General features: G+C 67.6%; 15 protein-coding genes. All 15 read left to right on the plus strand.

Annotation, left to right across the window (positions count from 1 at the left end; all coding sequences use genetic code 11):
* Positions 1-683 (plus strand): alpha/beta fold hydrolase (locus tag NVU01S_RS21315; protein WP_063825203.1); only part of this gene is annotated, 683 nt, incomplete at its 5' end.
* Between the two features lie 5 nt (positions 684-688).
* The gene (locus NVU01S_RS21320) at positions 689-985 is read left to right on the plus strand and encodes an MGMT family protein (RefSeq protein WP_014987736.1); all 297 of its coding nucleotides are present in this window, start codon (positions 689-691) and stop codon (positions 983-985) included.
* Positions 986-1,050: 65 nt separating this feature from the next.
* Complete coding sequence (locus NVU01S_RS21325; protein WP_043680106.1) at positions 1,051-1,800, plus strand: VOC family protein; 750 nt, start codon at positions 1,051-1,053, stop codon at positions 1,798-1,800.
* Between the two features lie 83 nt (positions 1,801-1,883).
* Positions 1,884-3,623 carry an NTP transferase domain-containing protein gene (locus NVU01S_RS21330; protein ID WP_043680108.1) on the plus strand — a complete coding sequence of 580 codons (1,740 nt, stop codon included), beginning with the start codon at positions 1,884-1,886 and terminating at the stop codon, positions 3,621-3,623.
* Between the two features lie 85 nt (positions 3,624-3,708).
* Positions 3,709-4,467, plus strand: coding sequence for a class I SAM-dependent methyltransferase (locus NVU01S_RS21335; protein WP_043680151.1), 759 nt, complete (start codon positions 3,709-3,711; stop codon positions 4,465-4,467).
* A 149-nt stretch (positions 4,468-4,616) separates the two neighbouring features.
* The gene (locus NVU01S_RS43485) at positions 4,617-4,817 is read left to right on the plus strand and encodes a hypothetical protein (RefSeq protein ID WP_141691864.1); all 201 of its coding nucleotides are present in this window, start codon (positions 4,617-4,619) and stop codon (positions 4,815-4,817) included.
* Positions 4,818-4,948: 131 nt separating this feature from the next.
* The gene (locus tag NVU01S_RS21340; RefSeq protein WP_043680112.1) at positions 4,949-7,261 is read left to right on the plus strand and encodes an arylsulfatase; all 2,313 of its coding nucleotides are present in this window, start codon (positions 4,949-4,951) and stop codon (positions 7,259-7,261) included.
* 104 nt (positions 7,262-7,365) lie between these two features.
* The gene (locus NVU01S_RS21345) at positions 7,366-7,713 is read left to right on the plus strand and encodes a DUF1330 domain-containing protein (RefSeq protein ID WP_043680115.1); all 348 of its coding nucleotides are present in this window, start codon (positions 7,366-7,368) and stop codon (positions 7,711-7,713) included.
* 118 nt (positions 7,714-7,831) lie between these two features.
* Complete coding sequence (locus NVU01S_RS21350) at positions 7,832-9,487, plus strand: bifunctional S-methyl-5-thioribose-1-phosphate isomerase/methylthioribulose 1-phosphate dehydratase (protein WP_043680118.1); 1,656 nt, start codon at positions 7,832-7,834, stop codon at positions 9,485-9,487.
* Positions 9,484-10,059 (plus strand): 1,2-dihydroxy-3-keto-5-methylthiopentene dioxygenase, encoded by a 576-nt coding sequence (locus NVU01S_RS21355; RefSeq protein ID WP_043680121.1) that lies wholly within the window; start codon positions 9,484-9,486, stop codon positions 10,057-10,059. The genes NVU01S_RS21350 and NVU01S_RS21355 overlap by 4 nt, the downstream gene beginning before the upstream one ends.
* Positions 10,056-10,745: an acireductone synthase gene (gene mtnC / locus NVU01S_RS21360; RefSeq protein WP_043680124.1), complete on the plus strand. Its 690-nt coding sequence runs from the start codon at positions 10,056-10,058 to the stop codon at positions 10,743-10,745. The genes NVU01S_RS21355 and mtnC overlap by 4 nt, the downstream gene beginning before the upstream one ends.
* A gap of 414 nt (positions 10,746-11,159) precedes the next feature.
* Positions 11,160-14,843, plus strand: coding sequence for a nitrate reductase subunit alpha (locus tag NVU01S_RS21365; RefSeq protein ID WP_244896317.1), 3,684 nt, complete (start codon positions 11,160-11,162; stop codon positions 14,841-14,843).
* A 1-nt stretch (position 14,844) separates the two neighbouring features.
* A complete protein-coding gene (narH, locus tag NVU01S_RS21370) occupies positions 14,845-16,467 on the plus strand; it encodes a nitrate reductase subunit beta (RefSeq protein ID WP_373864207.1) in 1,623 nt (540 codons plus the stop codon).
* Positions 16,464-17,144 (plus strand): nitrate reductase molybdenum cofactor assembly chaperone, encoded by a 681-nt coding sequence (narJ, locus tag NVU01S_RS21375; RefSeq protein ID WP_043683374.1) that lies wholly within the window; start codon positions 16,464-16,466, stop codon positions 17,142-17,144. The genes narH and narJ overlap by 4 nt, the downstream gene beginning before the upstream one ends.
* On the plus strand, positions 17,141-17,899 hold the full coding sequence (gene narI / locus NVU01S_RS21380; protein ID WP_043683371.1) for a respiratory nitrate reductase subunit gamma: 759 nt from the start codon (positions 17,141-17,143) through the stop codon (positions 17,897-17,899). Before narJ ends, narI begins: the two co-directional genes overlap by 4 nt.
* Positions 17,900-17,917: the final 18 nt, after the last annotated feature.

Consider the following 17,917-nt stretch of genomic DNA (forward strand, 5'->3'; position numbering starts at 1 on the left):
ATCTGGCCACCAACCATCTTCCCGAGGTCCGGATCATCGCGCCCGACCTGCGGGGACACGGCCGATCGAGCACGCGCCCGCCCTGGACCTTCGAAGCTGTCGCCGACGATCTGGCCGAATTGCTCACCGCCGCGGGCGGGCAGCCGGTGACCGTGGTCGGGCACTCGTTCGGCGGGGCGTCGGCGTTGTATCTGGCACACCGGCACCCGGAACTGGTCCGGCAGCTGGTGCTGCTGGATCCGGCGATCGGCCTGGCACCCGAATTCGTCGGCGATATCGCCGAATCGCTCGTGGCCGAGCCCGACTACGAGTCCGTGGCCCGCGCCCGCGAGGACAAGCTGGCGTCCTCGTGGGCCGACGTGGCGCCGCACATCCTGGCGGCCGAGCTCTCCGAGCACCTGGTGCCCACGGCGCACGGCCGGGTCGGCTGGCGGATGAGCGTGCCCGCGGTCGCCTCGTATTGGGGTCAGCTGGCGCGGCCCTATGTGCTGCCCCCGCGCGAGTTGCCGACTGTCCTGGTGCAGGCGACGAAGGTACAGCCGCCGTTCGTCACCCCGGAGTTCCGCGCCGCGCTCATCGCCCACTTGGGCGACCGGCTCACCGTGCACGAGTGGGAGTGCGATCACATGGTGCCGCAAGAACTTCCGGCCCAGACGGCCGCGCTGATCCGCTCGGTGCTCTGAGCCCCGTGGCCACCACGGACGCCGAGGTCGAGCGGGTGCGCGCGCTGGTCGCGTCGATCCCGCCGGGCCGCGTCGCCACCTACGGCGATATCGCCGCGGCCGCAGGGTTGTCCACGCCGCGCACGGTCGGCTGGATCATGCGCACCGACGCGGCCGACCTGCCCTGGCACCGGGTGCTCGGCGCGAGCGGCAGGCCTGCCGCGCATCTGGCCGAGCGCCAGCTGCGCCTGCTCGCGGCGGAGGGCACGCCGGTGCGCGACGGCCGAGTCGACCTGCGGGCGGCGCGTTTTCCGTTCCCGTAGGGCTAGACAGCGCCTAGTCCCGGAAATACCCCCGCAGCGGGTGGCGCGGCGGTTACCGTTGTTTCATGTCCACCCGCCTGGCGTGTGTCGTGTTCGATGCAGACCGGCCGCGGTTCGTCGCGGACTTCTGGGCCGAGCTGCTGGGGTGGGGCGTGACCATCGAGCGTCCGGAGGGCGTGGACGTCGCGGCGCCCGACCCTGATGGTGCCGAGCTCGCCCTGACCTTCGCACCCGCGACCCGAACGAAGAACGCCAAGAACCGCATTCACCTCGATCTGGCCAGCCGCTCGATCGATCATCAACGGCTGCAGGTCGATCGGGCGTTGTCGCTGGGCGCGCGCCGGATCGACATCGGCCAGGGCGCGGTGCCCTGGGTGGTGCTCGCCGATCCCGAGGGCAACGAATTCTGTGTGCTGGAACCGCGGGAGGAGTACGTGGACACCGGCGCGGTGGCCGCCATCGTGGTGGACACCCGGGATCCCGTGCGGCTGGCCGAATTCTGGTCCGCCGCGTCCGGCTGGCCGGTCGCGCACGGCGGCGCGCAGATCGCGGGCCTGCGTTCACCGACTGGGCTCGGCTCCTGGCTCGAGTTCGTCCGCTCGCCGGAGGCGAAGTCCGGCCGCAATCTGCTGCACCTGGATCTGGCCTCCTACGACGACCAGGCGGTCGAGCTGGCCCGGCTGCGCGCCGCGGGCGCGACACCGATCGCACACACCGGCGCAAGCCTCGGCTCGGTGCCGAGCCTGACCCTCGCCGACCCGGAGACCAACGAGTTCTGTCTGCTGCGCCCGGCCCGCGACCGCTCGACCGCCTAGCCGGTCGGCCGCCGCCTCCCGGGTTCGTCGCGGCGACGAATTAGCATGACCGCCATGTTGTACCTTGCTCGAGGTCGTGCTGGGTGACCGCCGCGGACGCCATCGTGCTCGCCGGCGGCCGGGCGAGCCGGATGGGCGGTGTCGACAAGCCCGCGATCGTCATCGGCGGCCGCTCCATGCTCGATGCCGCCTTGGCGGCCGTCACCGGGTGCGTGCACACGGTGGTGGTCGGTCCGCACCGGCCCGAACTGCCGGAGCCCATTCGGCAGGTCCGTGAGGTGCCCCCCGGGTCGGGGCCGGTATCGGCGATCGGTGCGGGGCTGCGGGCGCTCGGTTCGGCCGCGCCGTTCGTCGTCGTGCTCGCCGCGGATCTGCCGTTCCTGACCGCCTGGTCGATCACCGAATTGCTCAGGCACGCCGGGGAATCCGGGGCCGACGCGGTCTTCGCGGCGGACGATTCGGGACGGCCGCAGTATCTGATCGGAGTGTGGCGGCGCACCGCGCTCACCACCGCGCTCGACCAGCTGGATTCGCTGATCAACCAACCGATGAAAGCGTTGATCCCCGCCGACTCGGCGATCATCCCGCTGCCCGGCGTCGCCGACTGCGACACCGACGAGCAGGTGCGGCTGGCCCGTGCGTCGGCGGCCACCCCGCCCGCGGCAGCGCTCACGCTGGCGGCCGCGCGCACCGAGTTGCGCACCGGGCTCACCCGGCTGACCAGCTACGTAGCCGATCTACGCGCGGTGCGCGGAGCCGCGCTCGCCACGCCGTTGACCGCGGCCGGTCCCCTGCCCCGTTTCGATGTCTCGGCGATGGACGGCTACGCGGTGGCAGGTGCGGGCCCGTGGCGGTTGCGCCGCGATATCGGCTTCGCCGGCGGCCAGCGCCCGGTCGGCCTGCTGCCGGGCGAGGCGGTGCGCATCGCCACCGGTGCGCATGTGCCGGACGGCACCACCGGCGTGGTGCGCGACGAATTCACCGACATCGACGGGGACCGGCTGCACCGACTACCGGATACCCCGCTCCGCGACGATATCCGCCGCCGCGGCGAGGACCGCGAGCCCGGAGATCTCGTTGCGCCGCAGGGAACTCCGGTCACCTCGGCGTTGATCTCGGCGGCCGCGAGCGTGGAGGTGACCGCCGCGCCGGTGCGCGGGCCGGTGCGCGCCCGCATCATCATGACCGGCGACGAGATCCGCAACAAGGGCCCGCTGCACGCGGGGCAGACCCGGGACTCGATCGGGCCGATCTTGCCGGAGCTGTTGTCCTGGTACGGGATTCACGCCGTCGACCGGGTGCACCTGCGCGACACTCCGAACGGCTTCGACGAGGTGCTCGCCGCGGCGGCGGAATGCGACCTGCTGGTGATAGTCGGAGCGACCGGCGGCGGCGCGGCCGATCAGCTGCGCACCGCGGTCGCTCGCGCGCAGGCCAGGATACTGGTGCATCGCCTGCGCCTGCGCCCCGGCGGCTCCACCCTCGTCGCCGAACTCCCCAGCGGCACAACGATCCTCGGCCTGCCCGGGAATCCGTACGCGGCGGTCGCCACGCTGCTGGCGCTGGCTCCCGCGGTGGTCGACGGCCGCACCGGCAGCACCCCCGGTCGCACCCAGCTCGGCCCGCTGCACAACGCGGGCGAGATCTCCGGACCGGTCCCCCGCATCGTGCCGGCGCGCTACGCCGACGCGGGCGGCTGGCTGGGCGATCCACACATCCGGACCGCCCACCTGGGCGGACTGGTCGATCGCGACGGCCTGGTCGTCGTCCCGGCCGAGGCCGCGGACGGCGCGACGGTCGAGTTCCTGCCGCTGCCGAGGTGACCGTACCGGTCGAATCACCGCGCCGACGGCGGGACGCGGTATTCGGCGTTGCCGCCGCGGCAACCGGCTGGCAATGTCACCGGGCATGAAACGAAGCTTCGAGGATCTGGTGGCGGAGGCGAGCACGGTCCCCGTGGCGGGCTGGGACTTCGGCTGGCTGGACGGACGGGCCACCGAGCAGCGGCCGTCCTGGGGTTATCAGCGGCTGCTGGGTGCGCGCCTCGGCAAAGTCGATGCGGCACTGGATATTCAGACCGGCGGCGGCGAAGTGCTCGCCGGTGCGGGGCACATCCCACGACTGCTGGTGGCCACCGAATCCTGGCCGCCGAACGTCGCCAAGGCTACCCAGCTGCTGCACCCGCTCGGCATCACGCTGGTGGCGGATCCGGACGAACCGCCGTTGCCGTTCGGCGACAACGCCTTTGACCTGGTGACCAGCCGGCATCCGGTCACCGTGTGGTGGCGCGAGATCGCGCGGGTCCTGCGCCCGTCCGGCACCTATCTGGCGCAACATGTCGGCGATGCAAGCGTTTTCGAACTGGTCGAATATTTCATCGGGCCGCAGAGCGAAGAAATTCGCAGGCAGCGAAATCCGGCGGACGATCGCGCCGCGGCCGAAGCGGCGGGACTGGAAGTCGTCGATCTGCGCTACGAACGGTTGCGCGTCGAGTTCCACGATATCGGCGCGGTGATCTACTTCCTCCGGAAGGTGCCGTGGATGGTGCCCGACTTCACCGTCGACAGATACCGTGATCGACTCGTGACGATGCACGGCGAGATCGAAGAAAATGGACCGTTCGTCGCCCACTCGACCCGATTCCTAATCGAGGCTCGTAAACCCTGAGACCACATCGCACCCCTGTGCTACCTGGGCATTTGCCTAGGATCGCCGGTGCGACGTGCTTTTTTCACTTACCCTTTCGGAATTGCCACCGGCTCGCTATCGTGGGGAACGTTAGGCGAATAACAATCCCCGGAAAGGACCGAGTGGAGATGACTGAAAAGTCGAAGAAAGCGCCTAAGAAAATGCCGAGGCAGATGGATCGGCAGCAGCAGCAACAGCGCCAGGATCAGAACCAGAACCAAGGTATGAACCGAGGCGGCGCAAATTCCGAAGGCCAGCGCATGCCGAACCAGCGCCAGTCGGACAACGACCGGCGCGACGATGATCAGCGCAGGATGGGCCACAACTAACTGATCCACACCGCGTGCCGCCGGTTCACTGTGGAACCGGCGGCCGCGGTTGTGCGCATGCGCCCTGTGGGTTACACGCACCCTGCGTGAAACGCTGGTGAGCCAGACATTCCGCCCTATCTACTGACGGAATGCCTGTTCCCTCCTCCGCGCGCGGTTACGAGTCCTTCGGCGGCGCCATCGGACGCACCACCGCGGACTCGACGCCCGAGTGGACCTACCCGCCGACGGCGCCCGCGGGCGCACCCAACATCGTCGTGGTGCTGGTCGACGACCTGGGGTACAGCGATATCGGCCCGTTCGGCTCCGAGATCGAGACGCCGACCCTGGATCGGCTGGCCGCCAACGGCGTCCGGCTGACGAACTATCACACCACGCCGCTGTGCTCGCCGTCGCGGGCCGCGCTGCTCACCGGAATCAACTCCCACCGTGCCGGTTTCGGCTTCGTCGCGAACGCCGATCCGGGCTATCCCGGCCTGCGCCTCGAACTCGCCGACGATGTGCTCACCCTGCCGGAGATCCTGCGCGACAACGGTTACGCGACCTACGCGGTCGGCAAATGGCACCTGGTCCGCGACGCCACGATGAACCCTGCGGCACACCGGGATTCGTGGCCGACCCAGCGTGGCTTCGATCGCTACTACGGTTCCCTGGAGGGACTCAACTCCTTCTATTATCCGAACCAACTGGTGTCGGACAGCTCGGTGGTCGACGTCGAGGAGTACCCGGCGGACTACTACCTCACCGACGACTTGACCGACAAGGCGATCGCCTACCTCAAGGACCTGCGCGCGCACGACGCGACCAAGCCGTTCTTCCTCTATTTCGCACACGTCGCCATGCACGGTCCGCTCCAGGCCAAACCCGCGGATCTGGCCAAGTACCGCGGCCGCTACGCCGAGGGCTGGGACCGGTTGCGGCAGAACCGGTTCGCCGCGCAACTCGCGCAGGGCCTGTTTCCCCCGGGCACCGAGCAGAAGCCGCGCAACACCGAGCCGGGTTACGAAGCCGCGGAATGGGATTCGTTGAGCGCCGGGCAGCAGCGCCGATTCGCCCGGTACATGGAGGTGTACGCGGGGATGGTCGACAGCATCGATCAGAGCCTCGGCCGCCTGCTCGAGACCCTCGAACAGCTCGGCGAACTCGACAACACCATCGTGGTGTTCACCTCGGACAACGGCGGCACCGCCGAGGGCGGCCCGGAGGGCACCCGCAGCTACTTCGCCGAGTTCGCCCGGATCGACGACCCAGACTGGATCGGCGACGTGCCGCACGACGAGGAACTGATCGGCACCGCGCGGCTCGGAGTGCACTATCCGCGCGGCTGGGGGCAGGCGTCGAACACCCCGTTCCGTTTCTACAAAGGGCAGACGTTCGCGGGCGGTGTGCGCGTGCCGCTGCTGGTCTCCTGGCCGAAGGGACTGCCGCGCGGCGCGGGCGACAACGGCATCCGGCACGAATACGCCTATGTCACCGATCTCGCGCCGACGCTGCTCGAGCTCGCCGGGCTGCGCCGCCCGAGCGTGCGTAACGGCTTGCCGGCCAAAGACTTCGATGGTGTCTCGGCCGCCGCCCTGCTGCGTGACCCGCAGGCCGCGACGCGGCACACCGAACAGTATTCCGAGATGACCGGACACCGCGGCTTCTACCGCGACGGCTGGAAGTTGCTGTCCCTGCACGAGCCCGGCGCGGACCTCGACGGCCCGCACTGGCAGCTGTTCGATGTGCGTACCGATCCGACCGAATTGCACGACGTTGCGGACCGGTACCCGGACAAGGCGGCCGAGCTGGCCGCCGCATGGGACGAATCCGCCTGGGCCAATACGGTTTTCCCCCTGCTCACCCGCCAGGACCTGGCCCGCAGACGCCCCGAGGAGGCGCGGCTCGGCGAGCCGCTGCGGCTGCTGCCCGGCACCCCGACCCTGGAGCGCTACCGCGCCCAGCGACTGATCGCCTATCGCGATTTCACCATCACGGCGGAGCTGGCCGGCTATCGCCCCGGCGACGAGGGTGTCCTTGTCGCACACGGCGATCCGCTCGGCGGGTATCTGCTGTACATCGAGGACGGCTGGCTGGTGTTCGGGATGAACAGCTACGGCCGCTACGACTCGGTGTCGACCGGTCCGCTGACCGCCGGAATCCGCCGGATCTCGGTGACCGCGACGGTCCGTCCGCAGCTGCGCTGGGATTTCGCCCTCGCGGTCGACGGCGTGCGGGTGGCCCGGCTCCGCGATCAGGTCCAGCTGGTGGGCATGTCGCCGTGGACGGGCATCTCCGTCGGCGTCGACGCGCGCGGACCGGTGTCCTGGGAGCTGCGCGAGCGCCGCGGCCCGTTCCGGTACGGCGGCGAACTCCGCGCGGTGACCTACACGCCGGGGCCGATCCGGGTGCCCGCGGGCACCATCGAGGCGGTGGAGCGGGAAGCGGAATTCGTTGCGGAATAAGCGAACCGGCACTTACCCCGGAGGTAATTGTCCGGCCGCACCGGGCGTCCTACGGTCGAGGTGGCGTCACGATCGGGTGACGCCACCGAACAAGGGAACCGCTCATGCCCGCGTATGGCTTCGCCCATCTGCGTGTGCGCACGCCGCACGCCGACATCCTGGAATACCTGGAACGCATCCAGGACACTCTCGATCCGTTCCACGGGCGCTTCGTGATTCACGGACCGCCCGCCGAGATCGTGGAGGGCAGCTGGCCCGGGTCCATGGTGCTGCTCGAATTCCCGGATCTGGACACGGCACGGCAGTGGTACCACTCGCCCGCGTACCAGGCGATCATGCCGCTGCGCACCGACCACATCGAGGGCGATCTGCTGTTGATCGAGGGCGTCGGGCCGGACTACGACCCGCGCGAGCGCGCGGCGAAACTGCGCGCGGGCACCTCGGCGGCCTGAGTCCAGGGCGGCGCTTTCGGCATCGGCGCCGGGCGCGCGGCCGACTTTTCCCGGCTGTTCCGTTTCCGATACCGTTGACCAGGGACAACCTGGTGACATGCGGTAAAGGACGGGCTTGATGGACGACAGTTCTCTGATCTGGGACGACGGTGCGCTGGTCACCATCGACCAGCGTGGACTGCCGCACGAAGTCCGGGAGCTGCGCTTGCGCACCGTCGACGAGGTGATCGACGCGATCCGGGTGCTGGCGATCCGCGGGGCCCCGGCCATCGGCATCGCGGGCGCGTTCGGCGTGGTCCTCGCCACCGCCGCGCACACCGTCGACGGTGTGATCGACACCGCCGCCGTGCACGCCGACGCCGACCGCATCGCGGCCGCACGACCGACCGCGGTGAACCTCGCGTGGGCGGTGCGGCGGGTGCGCGCCGAGGTCGAGCGGGGCGCGGACGCCGTGCTGGCCGCGACCCTCGACCTGCTCGCCGAGGACGGCCGGGTCAACCGGGCGGCGGCGACGCACGCCGCGGATCTGGTGCAGCGACTCTGCGCGGACCGGCCGCTGCGCCTGCTCACCCACTGCAACACCGGCCGTCTCGCGACCAGCGCGTTCGGCACGGCGATCGGCGCGCTGCGGGTGCTGGCCGAGCGCGGCGCGGTAGCGAATGTCCTGGTCGACGAGACCCGCCCGCTGTTGCAGGGCGCCCGGCTCACCGCGTGGGAGCTGGCCGAAGCGGGCATCCCGCACCAGCTCACCATCGACGCCGCGGCGGCCTGGGCGATGGCGACCGGGCAGGTCGACTGTGTGCTCGTCGGGGCCGACCGTGTCACCGCCAACGGCGATGTGGCGAACAAGATCGGCACGTACCCGCTCGCACTGGCCGCGCGCCACCACGGCATTCCGTTCATCGTGGTCGCACCGGAATCGACCAGGGATCCGCACATGGGCACCGGCCGCGACATCGTGGTGGAGGAACGCCCGGCCGCCGAGGTCACCGGATTCGGCGGTGTGGCAACGGCTCCCGCCGGCACCGCGGTGTTCAATCCGGCCTTCGACGTGACGCCGGGCGACCTGGTGACGGCCGTGGTGACCGAACTCGGCGTGGTGCACCGCAACACGGACCTGCAACCCTTGCCCGGCAACGAGATCGCCGGGATCGCACGCGGGCTCTATCAGCGGGGCTGGATGCCGGGGACCGCGGGCAACATCTCGGTGCGCACCGGCGATACCGCGGTGATCACCGGCAGCGGGTTGTCCAAAGGTGAACTCACCGAACGCGATATGGTCACCGTCCGGGTCGCCGATTCGGCGCCGATCACCGACCACGGCCGGAAACCGTCCGCGGAGACCACGATTCACACGGCGGTCTACCGCGCCACGGCAGCCCAGGCGGTTGTGCACATCCACCCGCCCTACGCCACCGCACTGGCAACCCGCCCCGGCGCGCTCGACGCGGTGACCACGGTGCGGATCACGGACTACGAACTCATCAAGGGGCTCGGCGGCACCGATCCCGCGGCCATCGATATTCCGGTGTACCCCAACTGGACCGACGTGCCGCGCATCGGCGCCGACATCGAGCGCCACCTCACCGACCATCCCGGCGCGCCCCCGATCCTGTTCATCGCGGGTCACGGGATCACCGCGTGGGGGGACAATCTTTCCCAGGCGCGCGATCGCGCCGAATGCCTGGAAGCCCTGTGCGAGCTGATCTCCCGGACCGGCCGGACACCGGCGTTCGGCGAGCGCGCGGACCCACTCGAGATTGGACTGACATGACCCTGCTCCAGGTGATGGCCGCCGACAACGCGGCCGACGTGCGGGTGCGAACCACCGACGACGAGCTGATCGGCACCGAATTGGCCGCGCACGGCATTACTTTCGGCCGCTGGCCGGTGCTGCCCGACGCCGCGGCGGTGTCCTCGGACGACCTGCTCGCGCACTACACCGACAACGTCGCCGAACTGAACGAGTCCGGGCGGTACCAGCACATCGACATCGCCCGCATCCACCCCGACGACAGCGATCCGGAGTGGCCGCAGATCGCCAAGGGTGCGCGGGAGAAGTTCCTGAACGAGCACCGCCACGCCGAGGACGAAGTCCGCTATTTCGCGGCCGGGCGCGGCTGCTTCTATCTGCACCTCGGGCACGAGGTGCTGGCCGTGGTCTGCGAGGGCGGCGATCTGCTCTCGGTGCCCGCGGGCACCCTGCACTGGTTCGACATGGGCACCCGGCCCGATTTCATCGCCATCCGGTTCTTCGAGGAGGCCGACGGCTGGGTCGGTGACTTCACCGGTGACCGGATCAGCGAAGGGTTCCCGACCCTCGACGAGCTGCTCGCCAAGTCATGATCACGACGATCGTCGTCGATATCGAAGGAACCACCAGCCCGACCAGCTCGGTGCGCGAAGACCTCTACGGCTACACCCGCGCCCGGCTGCCGGGCTGGCTCGCCGAAAACCGCGAGGGCGCAGCGGCGTCCATCATCGACGGCACCCGGAAGCTGGCCGATCGCCCGGCGGCCGACAACGACGAGATCGCGGCCGTGCTGCGCGGCTGGCTCGACTCCGACGTCAAGGCCGAACCGCTCAAAGCGGCCCAGGGACTGATCTGCGCGGAGGGTTTCCGCGCGGGCGAGCTACACGGTGAGTTCTTCGCCGACGTGCCACCCGCCCTTCGGGCCTGGCACGCGGCCGAGCTGACGCTGTACGTGTACTCGTCCGGATCCGTTCGCAACCAACAGGATTGGTTCGCCTTCGCGCGCGGCGGCGAGCTGACGTCGTTGATCAGCGGCTTCTTCGATCTGACCACGGCGGGCGGCAAGCGCGAGGCCGCCTCCTACGAAAAGATCGCGAGCACTATCGGCGTGCCCGCGGAGCGCATCCTGTTCTTGTCCGACCACCCCGACGAACTGGACGCGGCCGTCGCGGCGGGGTGGCAGGTGGTCGGCCTGGCACGGCCCGGGGAACCGAACCCGCCGCGACCGCCGCACCGGTGGGTGGACACCTTCGCCGATATCGAGACTCGCGCCGAATAGATTGCCCATCGATTGCGCTCATTACGGCAATTTTCGGGCGCAAACAAAGAGCGAATAATTCACGAGTAACGCAATCAGTTCATACCAGATGAAACTACACATATCGGACTTTGCGACATCCTTTGCGACGGTATCGACACGCCCGCGAATGTGACGCGCCCAAAAACACAGCATTTCCACAGCATTGACAAAAGCTGGCGGATGATCTCGGGCAGCAGGCTTCACTTTCGGTGAACCCGCAGGTAGTTTGCGTCTTCCTGCGGGTTTCCGCACCCGTGGCGACCATGCCGATCAGCACCTCCACGCTCCGCGCGCAGCCGACGGGACGGAGTCGGAGAATGTTTCTTGGCAGCACGCCGAAAACATCTTTAGAGTGAGTAACGGCTACCGAATTCACTGCCGCTTGGAGGCGTAGTGGTTGACTCGCGATCCGACGACGTCGGGGATCTGCTTTTACAGTTCGGCAAGTATTTTCAGCGCGGCGAAATCTCCGCCGATCAGCGCACCCTGCACAGGCGGGGCGGGCGCGAAGCCGACAAGTTCTATCGGGAGCGGTGGTCGCACGACAAGGTGGTGCGCTCGACCCACGGGGTGAACTGCACCGGGTCCTGCTCGTGGAAGATCTACGTCAAGGACGGCGTGATCACCTGGGAGGCACAGCAAACCGACTATCCCTCGGTCGGCGCGGACAAGCCGGAGTACGAGCCGCGCGGGTGCCCGCGCGGTGCCTCGTTCTCCTGGTACACGTATTCGCCTGCGCGAGTGCGCTATCCGTACGTCCGCGGGACGCTGCTCGAGCTGTACCGCGATGCGAAGGCCCGGCTGCGCGATCCGGTGCTGGCCTGGGCCGAGCTCGTCGAGGACCCGGTCAAGGCGAAGCGCTACAAGGCCGCGCGCGGCAAGGGCGGCTTCGTACGCGCCGAGTGGCGCGAGGCCACCGAGATGGCTGCCGCCGCGCATGTCTACACGATCAAGCGATACGGCCCGGATCGGGTGGCGGGTTTCTCGCCGATTCCGGCGATGTCGATGGTCAGCCAAGCGGTTGGGGCGCGGTTCATTTCGTTGCTGGGTGGGTCGATGCTGTCGTTCTATGACTGGTATGCGGATCTGCCGGTGGCGTCGCCGCAGGTGTTCGGTGATCAGACCGATGTGCCGGAGTCGGCGGATTGGTTCGATGCCGGGTATCTGATCATGTGGGGTTCGAATGTGCCGGTGACGCGGACGCCGGATGCGCACTATATGACCGAGGCGCGGTATCGGGGGCAGAAGGTCGTGGTGGTGTCGCCCGACTATGCCGACAATACGAAGTTCGCCGACGAGTGGGTGGCGGCGCGGCCGGGAACCGATGCGGCGCTTGCCATGTCGATGGGCCACGTGGTGCTGCGCGAGTTCTTCGTCGAACGGTCGACACCCCGGTTCCTCGACTACGTCAAGCGCTACACCGATCTGCCGTTCCTGGTCGAACTGGACGAACGCGACGGGCACGTCGTGCCGGGCAAGTTCCTGACCGCCGCCGATCTGGGCGATAGCGGCGAAGGAGCCGAGTTCAAGACGGTGCTCCTGGACGCCGGGGTGAACCCCGTCGTACCCAACGGCGCATTGGGGTATCGCTTCGGTGCTGCCGGAGCCGGACGCTGGAACCTGGACCTCGGCGACGTCGATCCGCTGTTGACGCTCTATCACCACGGTGATGAGCATGCAACTGTCCGTCTTCCCCGCTTCGACAGCGACGTGCCCGGTGTGCTGACTCGCGGTGTGCCGACGAGAACCGTTGCGGGAAAACGGGTTACCACTGTCTTCGATCTGCTGCTGGCTCAGTACGGCGTCCAGCGCGAGGGACTGCCCGGAAGCTGGCCGACTAGTTACGACGATGCGACCGAGCCGTATACGCCTGCTTGGCAGGAGGCCATCACCGGCGTACCCGCCAAGCAAGCGGCACGGATCGCGCGCGAGTTCGCTGACAACGCAATGCGTTCGGGCGGCCGGTCGATGATTCTGATGGGTGCGGGCACCAATCACTGGTTCCACTCCGATCAGATCTATCGCGCGTTCTTCACGCTGACGCTGCTCACCGGCTGCCAGGGGGTGAACGGTGGCGGCTGGGCGCACTACGTGGGGCAGGAGAAGTGCAGGCCGCTGACCGGTTGGTCCACACTGGCTTTCGGGCTGGACTGGCAGCGGTCACCGCGCCAGATGCAGGGCACCGTCTTCTGGTACCTGACCAACGATCAGTGGCGCTACGATCCGTTCACGGCCGAGACCTTCGCCTCGCCATTGAGCACCGGGACGTTCGCCGGACGCACCGCCGCGGACAATATCGCGCTGGCGAGCAGGCTGGGCTGGATGCCGAGTTATCCGACGTTCGACCGCAATCCGCTGGATCTGGCGGACGAAGCCGAGCGCGCGGACGAGCCGGCGGCGGACTACGTGGTGGGCAAGCTGAAATCCGGCGACCTGCGTTTCGCGTGCGAAGATCCGGACGCCCCGGAGAATTTCCCGTGCTGCCTGACGGTGTGGCGGTCCAATCTGCTCGGCTCCTCGGGTAAAGGCAACGAGTACTTCAACAGACATCTGCTCGGTGCGGATTCGAATTTGCAGACCACCGATGTGACCGGTGTGCGGCCGCAGGAGTTGGTGTGGCGGGAGCGGGCGGCGACGGGGAAGCTGGATCTGTTGCTGTCGTTGGACTTCCGGATGACGAGCACGACACTGTTCTCCGATATCGTGCTGCCCGCAGCTACTTGGTATGAGAAGCACGATCTGTCCTCGACCGATATGCATCCGTTCGTGCACGCCTTCTCCCCGGCCATCGCGCCGCCCTGGGAAGCCAAGACCGACTTCGAGGCATTCCACCGCATCGCCCAGGAGGTTTCCCGCCTGGCGGAGCACCATCTCGGCGTGCGCAAGGACATCGTCGCCGTTCCGCTGCAACACGATTCGCCCGACGCGTTGGCGCAGGCCGGTGGGCGGGTGCTGGACTGGAAAGCCGGTGAGTGCGAGCCGATTCCGGGTCAGACGATGCCCAAACTGGTGCTGGTGGAACGGGACTACCCCAAGATCGCGGAGAAGATGGCCGCGCTGGGGCCGTTGGTCGAGACGCTGGGCCTGACCACCAAGGGAATCACCACCTACCCCGAAGCCGAAGTAGCGTATTTGGCCGGGGTGAACGGCGTGGCGAGTTCCGGTGTGGCCCAAGGCCGCCCGCGACTCGCCAAGGATATCCATGCCGCCGAGGCGATTCTGGCATTGTCCGGGACCACGAACGGCAGACTCGCGGTCGAAGGTTTCGAGGCGTTGGAGCGTCGTACCGGTACTGAGTTGGTGGATTTGGCTGCCGAGCATGCGGGGAAGCGGATTAGTTTTGCGGATACGCAGGCGCGTCCGGTGCCGGTGATCACGTCGCCGGAGTGGTCGGGGAGTGAGTCGGGTGGGCGGCGGTATTCGCCGTTCACGATCAATGTGGAGCGGTTGAAGCCGTGGCATACGTTGTCGGGGCGTCAGCATTTCTATTTGGATCATGATTGGATGATCGAGCTGGGTGAGCAGTTGCCGGTGTTCAGGCCGCCGTTGGATATGACGGGGTTGTTCAGTGAGCCCGAGGTCGGTGCGGTGGGGGTGAATGGTGTGACGGTGCGGTATTTGACGCCGCATTCGAAGTGGTCGATCCATTCGGCGTATCAGGACAATTTGCATATGTTGACGTTGTCGCGGGGTGGGCCCTCGATCTGGATGTCGGAGCGGGACGCGGCGAAGATCGGTGTGGCCGATAATGATTGGATCGAGGCGGTCAATCGTAACGGGGTGGTGGTGGCGCGGGCGATCGTGTCGCATCGGATGCCCGAGGGCACGGTGTTCATGTATCACGCGCAGGACCGGGCGGTGGGTGTGCCCCGGATCGAGGATCGTGGCGAGGTCGATGATGCGCGGGGTAAGCGGGGTGGGATCCATAACGCGTTGACCCGGATCATGATCAAGCCGTCGCATTTGATCGGCGGGTATGCCCAGCAGTCGTTCGCGTTGAACTATCACGGCCCGACCGGTAATCAGCGTGACGAGGTCACCACGATCCGGCGCCGTAGCCAGGAAGTGGAGTACTGATATGCGTGTCATGGCACAGCTGGCGATGGTGATGAACCTGGACAAATGTATCGGCTGCCACACCTGTTCGGTGACGTGTAAACAGGCGTGGACCAATCGTGGTGGCACCGAATACATGTGGTTCAACAACGTCGAAACCCGGCCCGGGCAAGGCTATCCCCGCCAATTCCAGAACCAGGACCGGTGGAAAGGCGGCTGGACACTGAACCGGCGCGGCAAACTCACGTTGCGGTCGGGGTCGCGGTTCACCCGCCTGCTCAACCTTTTCGCCAACCCCGACCTGCCCACCGTCGCCGACTATTACGAGCCGTGGAGCTATGACTACGACACTCTGCTCGCGGCCCCGGCGATGGACACCACCCCGGTCGCGCGCCCGAAATCGTTGATCACCGGCGCCGATACGACGATCACGTGGGGCGCGAACTGGGACGACGACCTCGGCTCCGGACCCGAACAAGTCGGAAAAGACCCCCTGCTGGCACGATTGTCCGACCAGGTCAAACTCGAGTTCGAGCAAACCTTCATGTTCTACCTGCCCCGCATCTGTGAACACTGCCTCAACCCCTCGTGCGCGGCGTCGTGCCCGTCAGGGGCGATCTACAAACGCGCCGAAGACGGGATCGTGCTCGTCGATCAGGACAAATGCCGCGGCTGGCGGCAATGCGTCACCGGGTGCCCCTACAAGAAGATCTACTTCAACCACAAAACCGGCAAAGCCGAGAAATGCACCTTCTGCTACCCGCGGGTGGAAGTCGGGATCCCGACCGTGTGCTCGGAAACCTGCGTCGGCCGGTTGCGCTACATCGGCGTCATGCTCTACGACGCCGACAAAGTCGGTGCCGCGGCCGCGGTCACCGACCCCGAAGATCTCTACCCCGCCCAACTCGGGGTCTTCCTCAACCCTCACGACCCCCGCGTCATCACCGAAGCCGAACACGCCGGGATCTCCCCGGAATGGATCCAAGCCGCCCAGGACTCACCGGTCTACAAACTCATCGCCGACTACCAGATCGCGCTGCCCCTGCACCCGGAATACCGCACCATGCCCATGGTCTGGTACATCCCACCCCTCTCACCCGTGGTCGACGTCCTCACCCAAACCGGCCACGACGGGGAAAACCCGCACAACCTCTTCGGCGCCATCGACACCCTGCGCATCCCCCTGCAATACCTCGCCGAACTGTTCACCGCCGGCCAGATCGGACCCGTGCGCGCCGCCCTCCAACGACTCGCCGGGATGCGTGCATTCATGCGCTCGATCAACCTCGGCGAAGAACCAGACCCGGCCATCGCCCCCTCGATCCGGCTCCAACCCGAAGAAATCGAAACCCTCTACCGGCTACTCGCCATCGCCAAATACGAACACCGCTACGTCATCCCCTCCGGCGCCGGATCACAAGCCCACCAACTCGACGCACTCGCCACCGGATGCAGCCTCGACACCGACGGCGGACCCGGCATGACCGCACTCGACACCATGGTCGAAAAGTTCCACCTCACCGACACCAACAACGCTGCACCACAGGAGAAGTCGAAGCGGATCAACCTGCTCGACTGGGACGGATCGAGTACCTCCGGTCTGATGCCCACCGACGTCCACGTGCCGGACGGTGCGGCCCGATGACCATCCTGAAACTGCGCCGCCGTCCCGAACCCGCCGTCGCGATGACCGAACGGGATCGGCACCTGGTGTGGCGGCTGGCCGCGTTGCTGCTGGACTATCCGAGCGACTCACTGCTGGCGATGAAGGATCGATTGGCTTGTGCCGCAGCAGAATTGCCGGGCGACATCGGAACCGGATTGACTCGGTTCCTCGGATACTTACGCGACACAACGCCATTGGCGCTCGCGGCCGCCTACGTCGAGACGTTCGACCTGCGCCGCCGCGCCAGTATGCACCTGACCTACTACGCCTACGGCGATACCCGCAAGCGCGGCATGGCGTTGTTGCGTTTCAAGCACGCCTACCGGCAGGCAGGCGCCGAACTCGCCGACACCGAGCTGCCCGACCACCTGCCGGTGGTCCTGGAATTCGCCGCGACGGTCGACCCGATCGGCGGCGAACGATTGCTCGGCGAGCATGTACCGGTGCTCGAGCTGCTCCGGCTCTCGTTGGCGGACAGCGGTTCTCCGTACGCCGACGTGCTCGCCGCCGTGCTGGCCACGCTGCCGCTGCCGACCACGGCGGACCGGCGGCGGATCGCGGAACTGGCCGCACAGGGTCCACCGGAGGAAGAGGTCGGGCTCGACCCCTTCGCGGCGGACCCGTCGATGTTCGCCGACTCGGAAGGACGCCGATGAACCTGACCCCGCACCTGCCGATCGCGCTGTGGCTGATCCTGCCCTACATCGCGTTCACCTCGTTCGCGCTGGGCCACCTGTGGCGTTATCGGAACGACCAATTCGGCTGGACCACCCGGTCCTCGCAGCTGTACGAGAGCCGGCTGCTCCGGCTCGGCAGCCCGCTGTTCCATTTCGGCATGCTCGGGGTGATCGGCGGCCACGTCATGGGTCTGCTGATCCCGCAATCCTGGACCGACGCGCTCGGCATCCCCGAATACGACTATCACCTGTGCGCCGTGCTGTGCGGGTCGGTGGCCGGACTGGCGGTCCTCGCGGGTGTCGCCATCCTGCTCTACCGTCGCCTCACCGTCCCGGCGGTGCGCAAAGCCACCACCGGCAACGACAAGCTCATGTACGGCCTGCTCGCCGCCGCGCTGATCACCGGCATGCTGAATACCTGGGGCAGCAACGTCTTCTGGGGCGTCTACAACTACCGCGCCACCGTATCCCCTTGGTTCCGTAGCCTTTTCACCCTCGACCCGCGGCCCGACCTGATGGTCGACACCCCGTGGACCTTTCAGCTGCACGGCCTGGTCGTCCTGGTGCTCATCGGCATCTGGCCCTACACCCGGCTGGTGCACATGTTCAGCGCGCCCATCGGCTATCTGACCCGCCCCTACATCGTCTACCGCAGCAAGGCCGCCGAGACGAGCACCAAGAGCAGCTACGCCCGTGCCTGGCGCGCCCCGGTCACGCCCCAGCGCTGGCGCTGATCACGTTTCGGCACAACC

Source organism: Nocardia vulneris, assembly GCF_001613425.1.
In the GTDB taxonomy this organism is placed as follows: Bacteria; Actinomycetota; Actinomycetes; order Mycobacteriales; family Mycobacteriaceae; genus Nocardia; species Nocardia vulneris.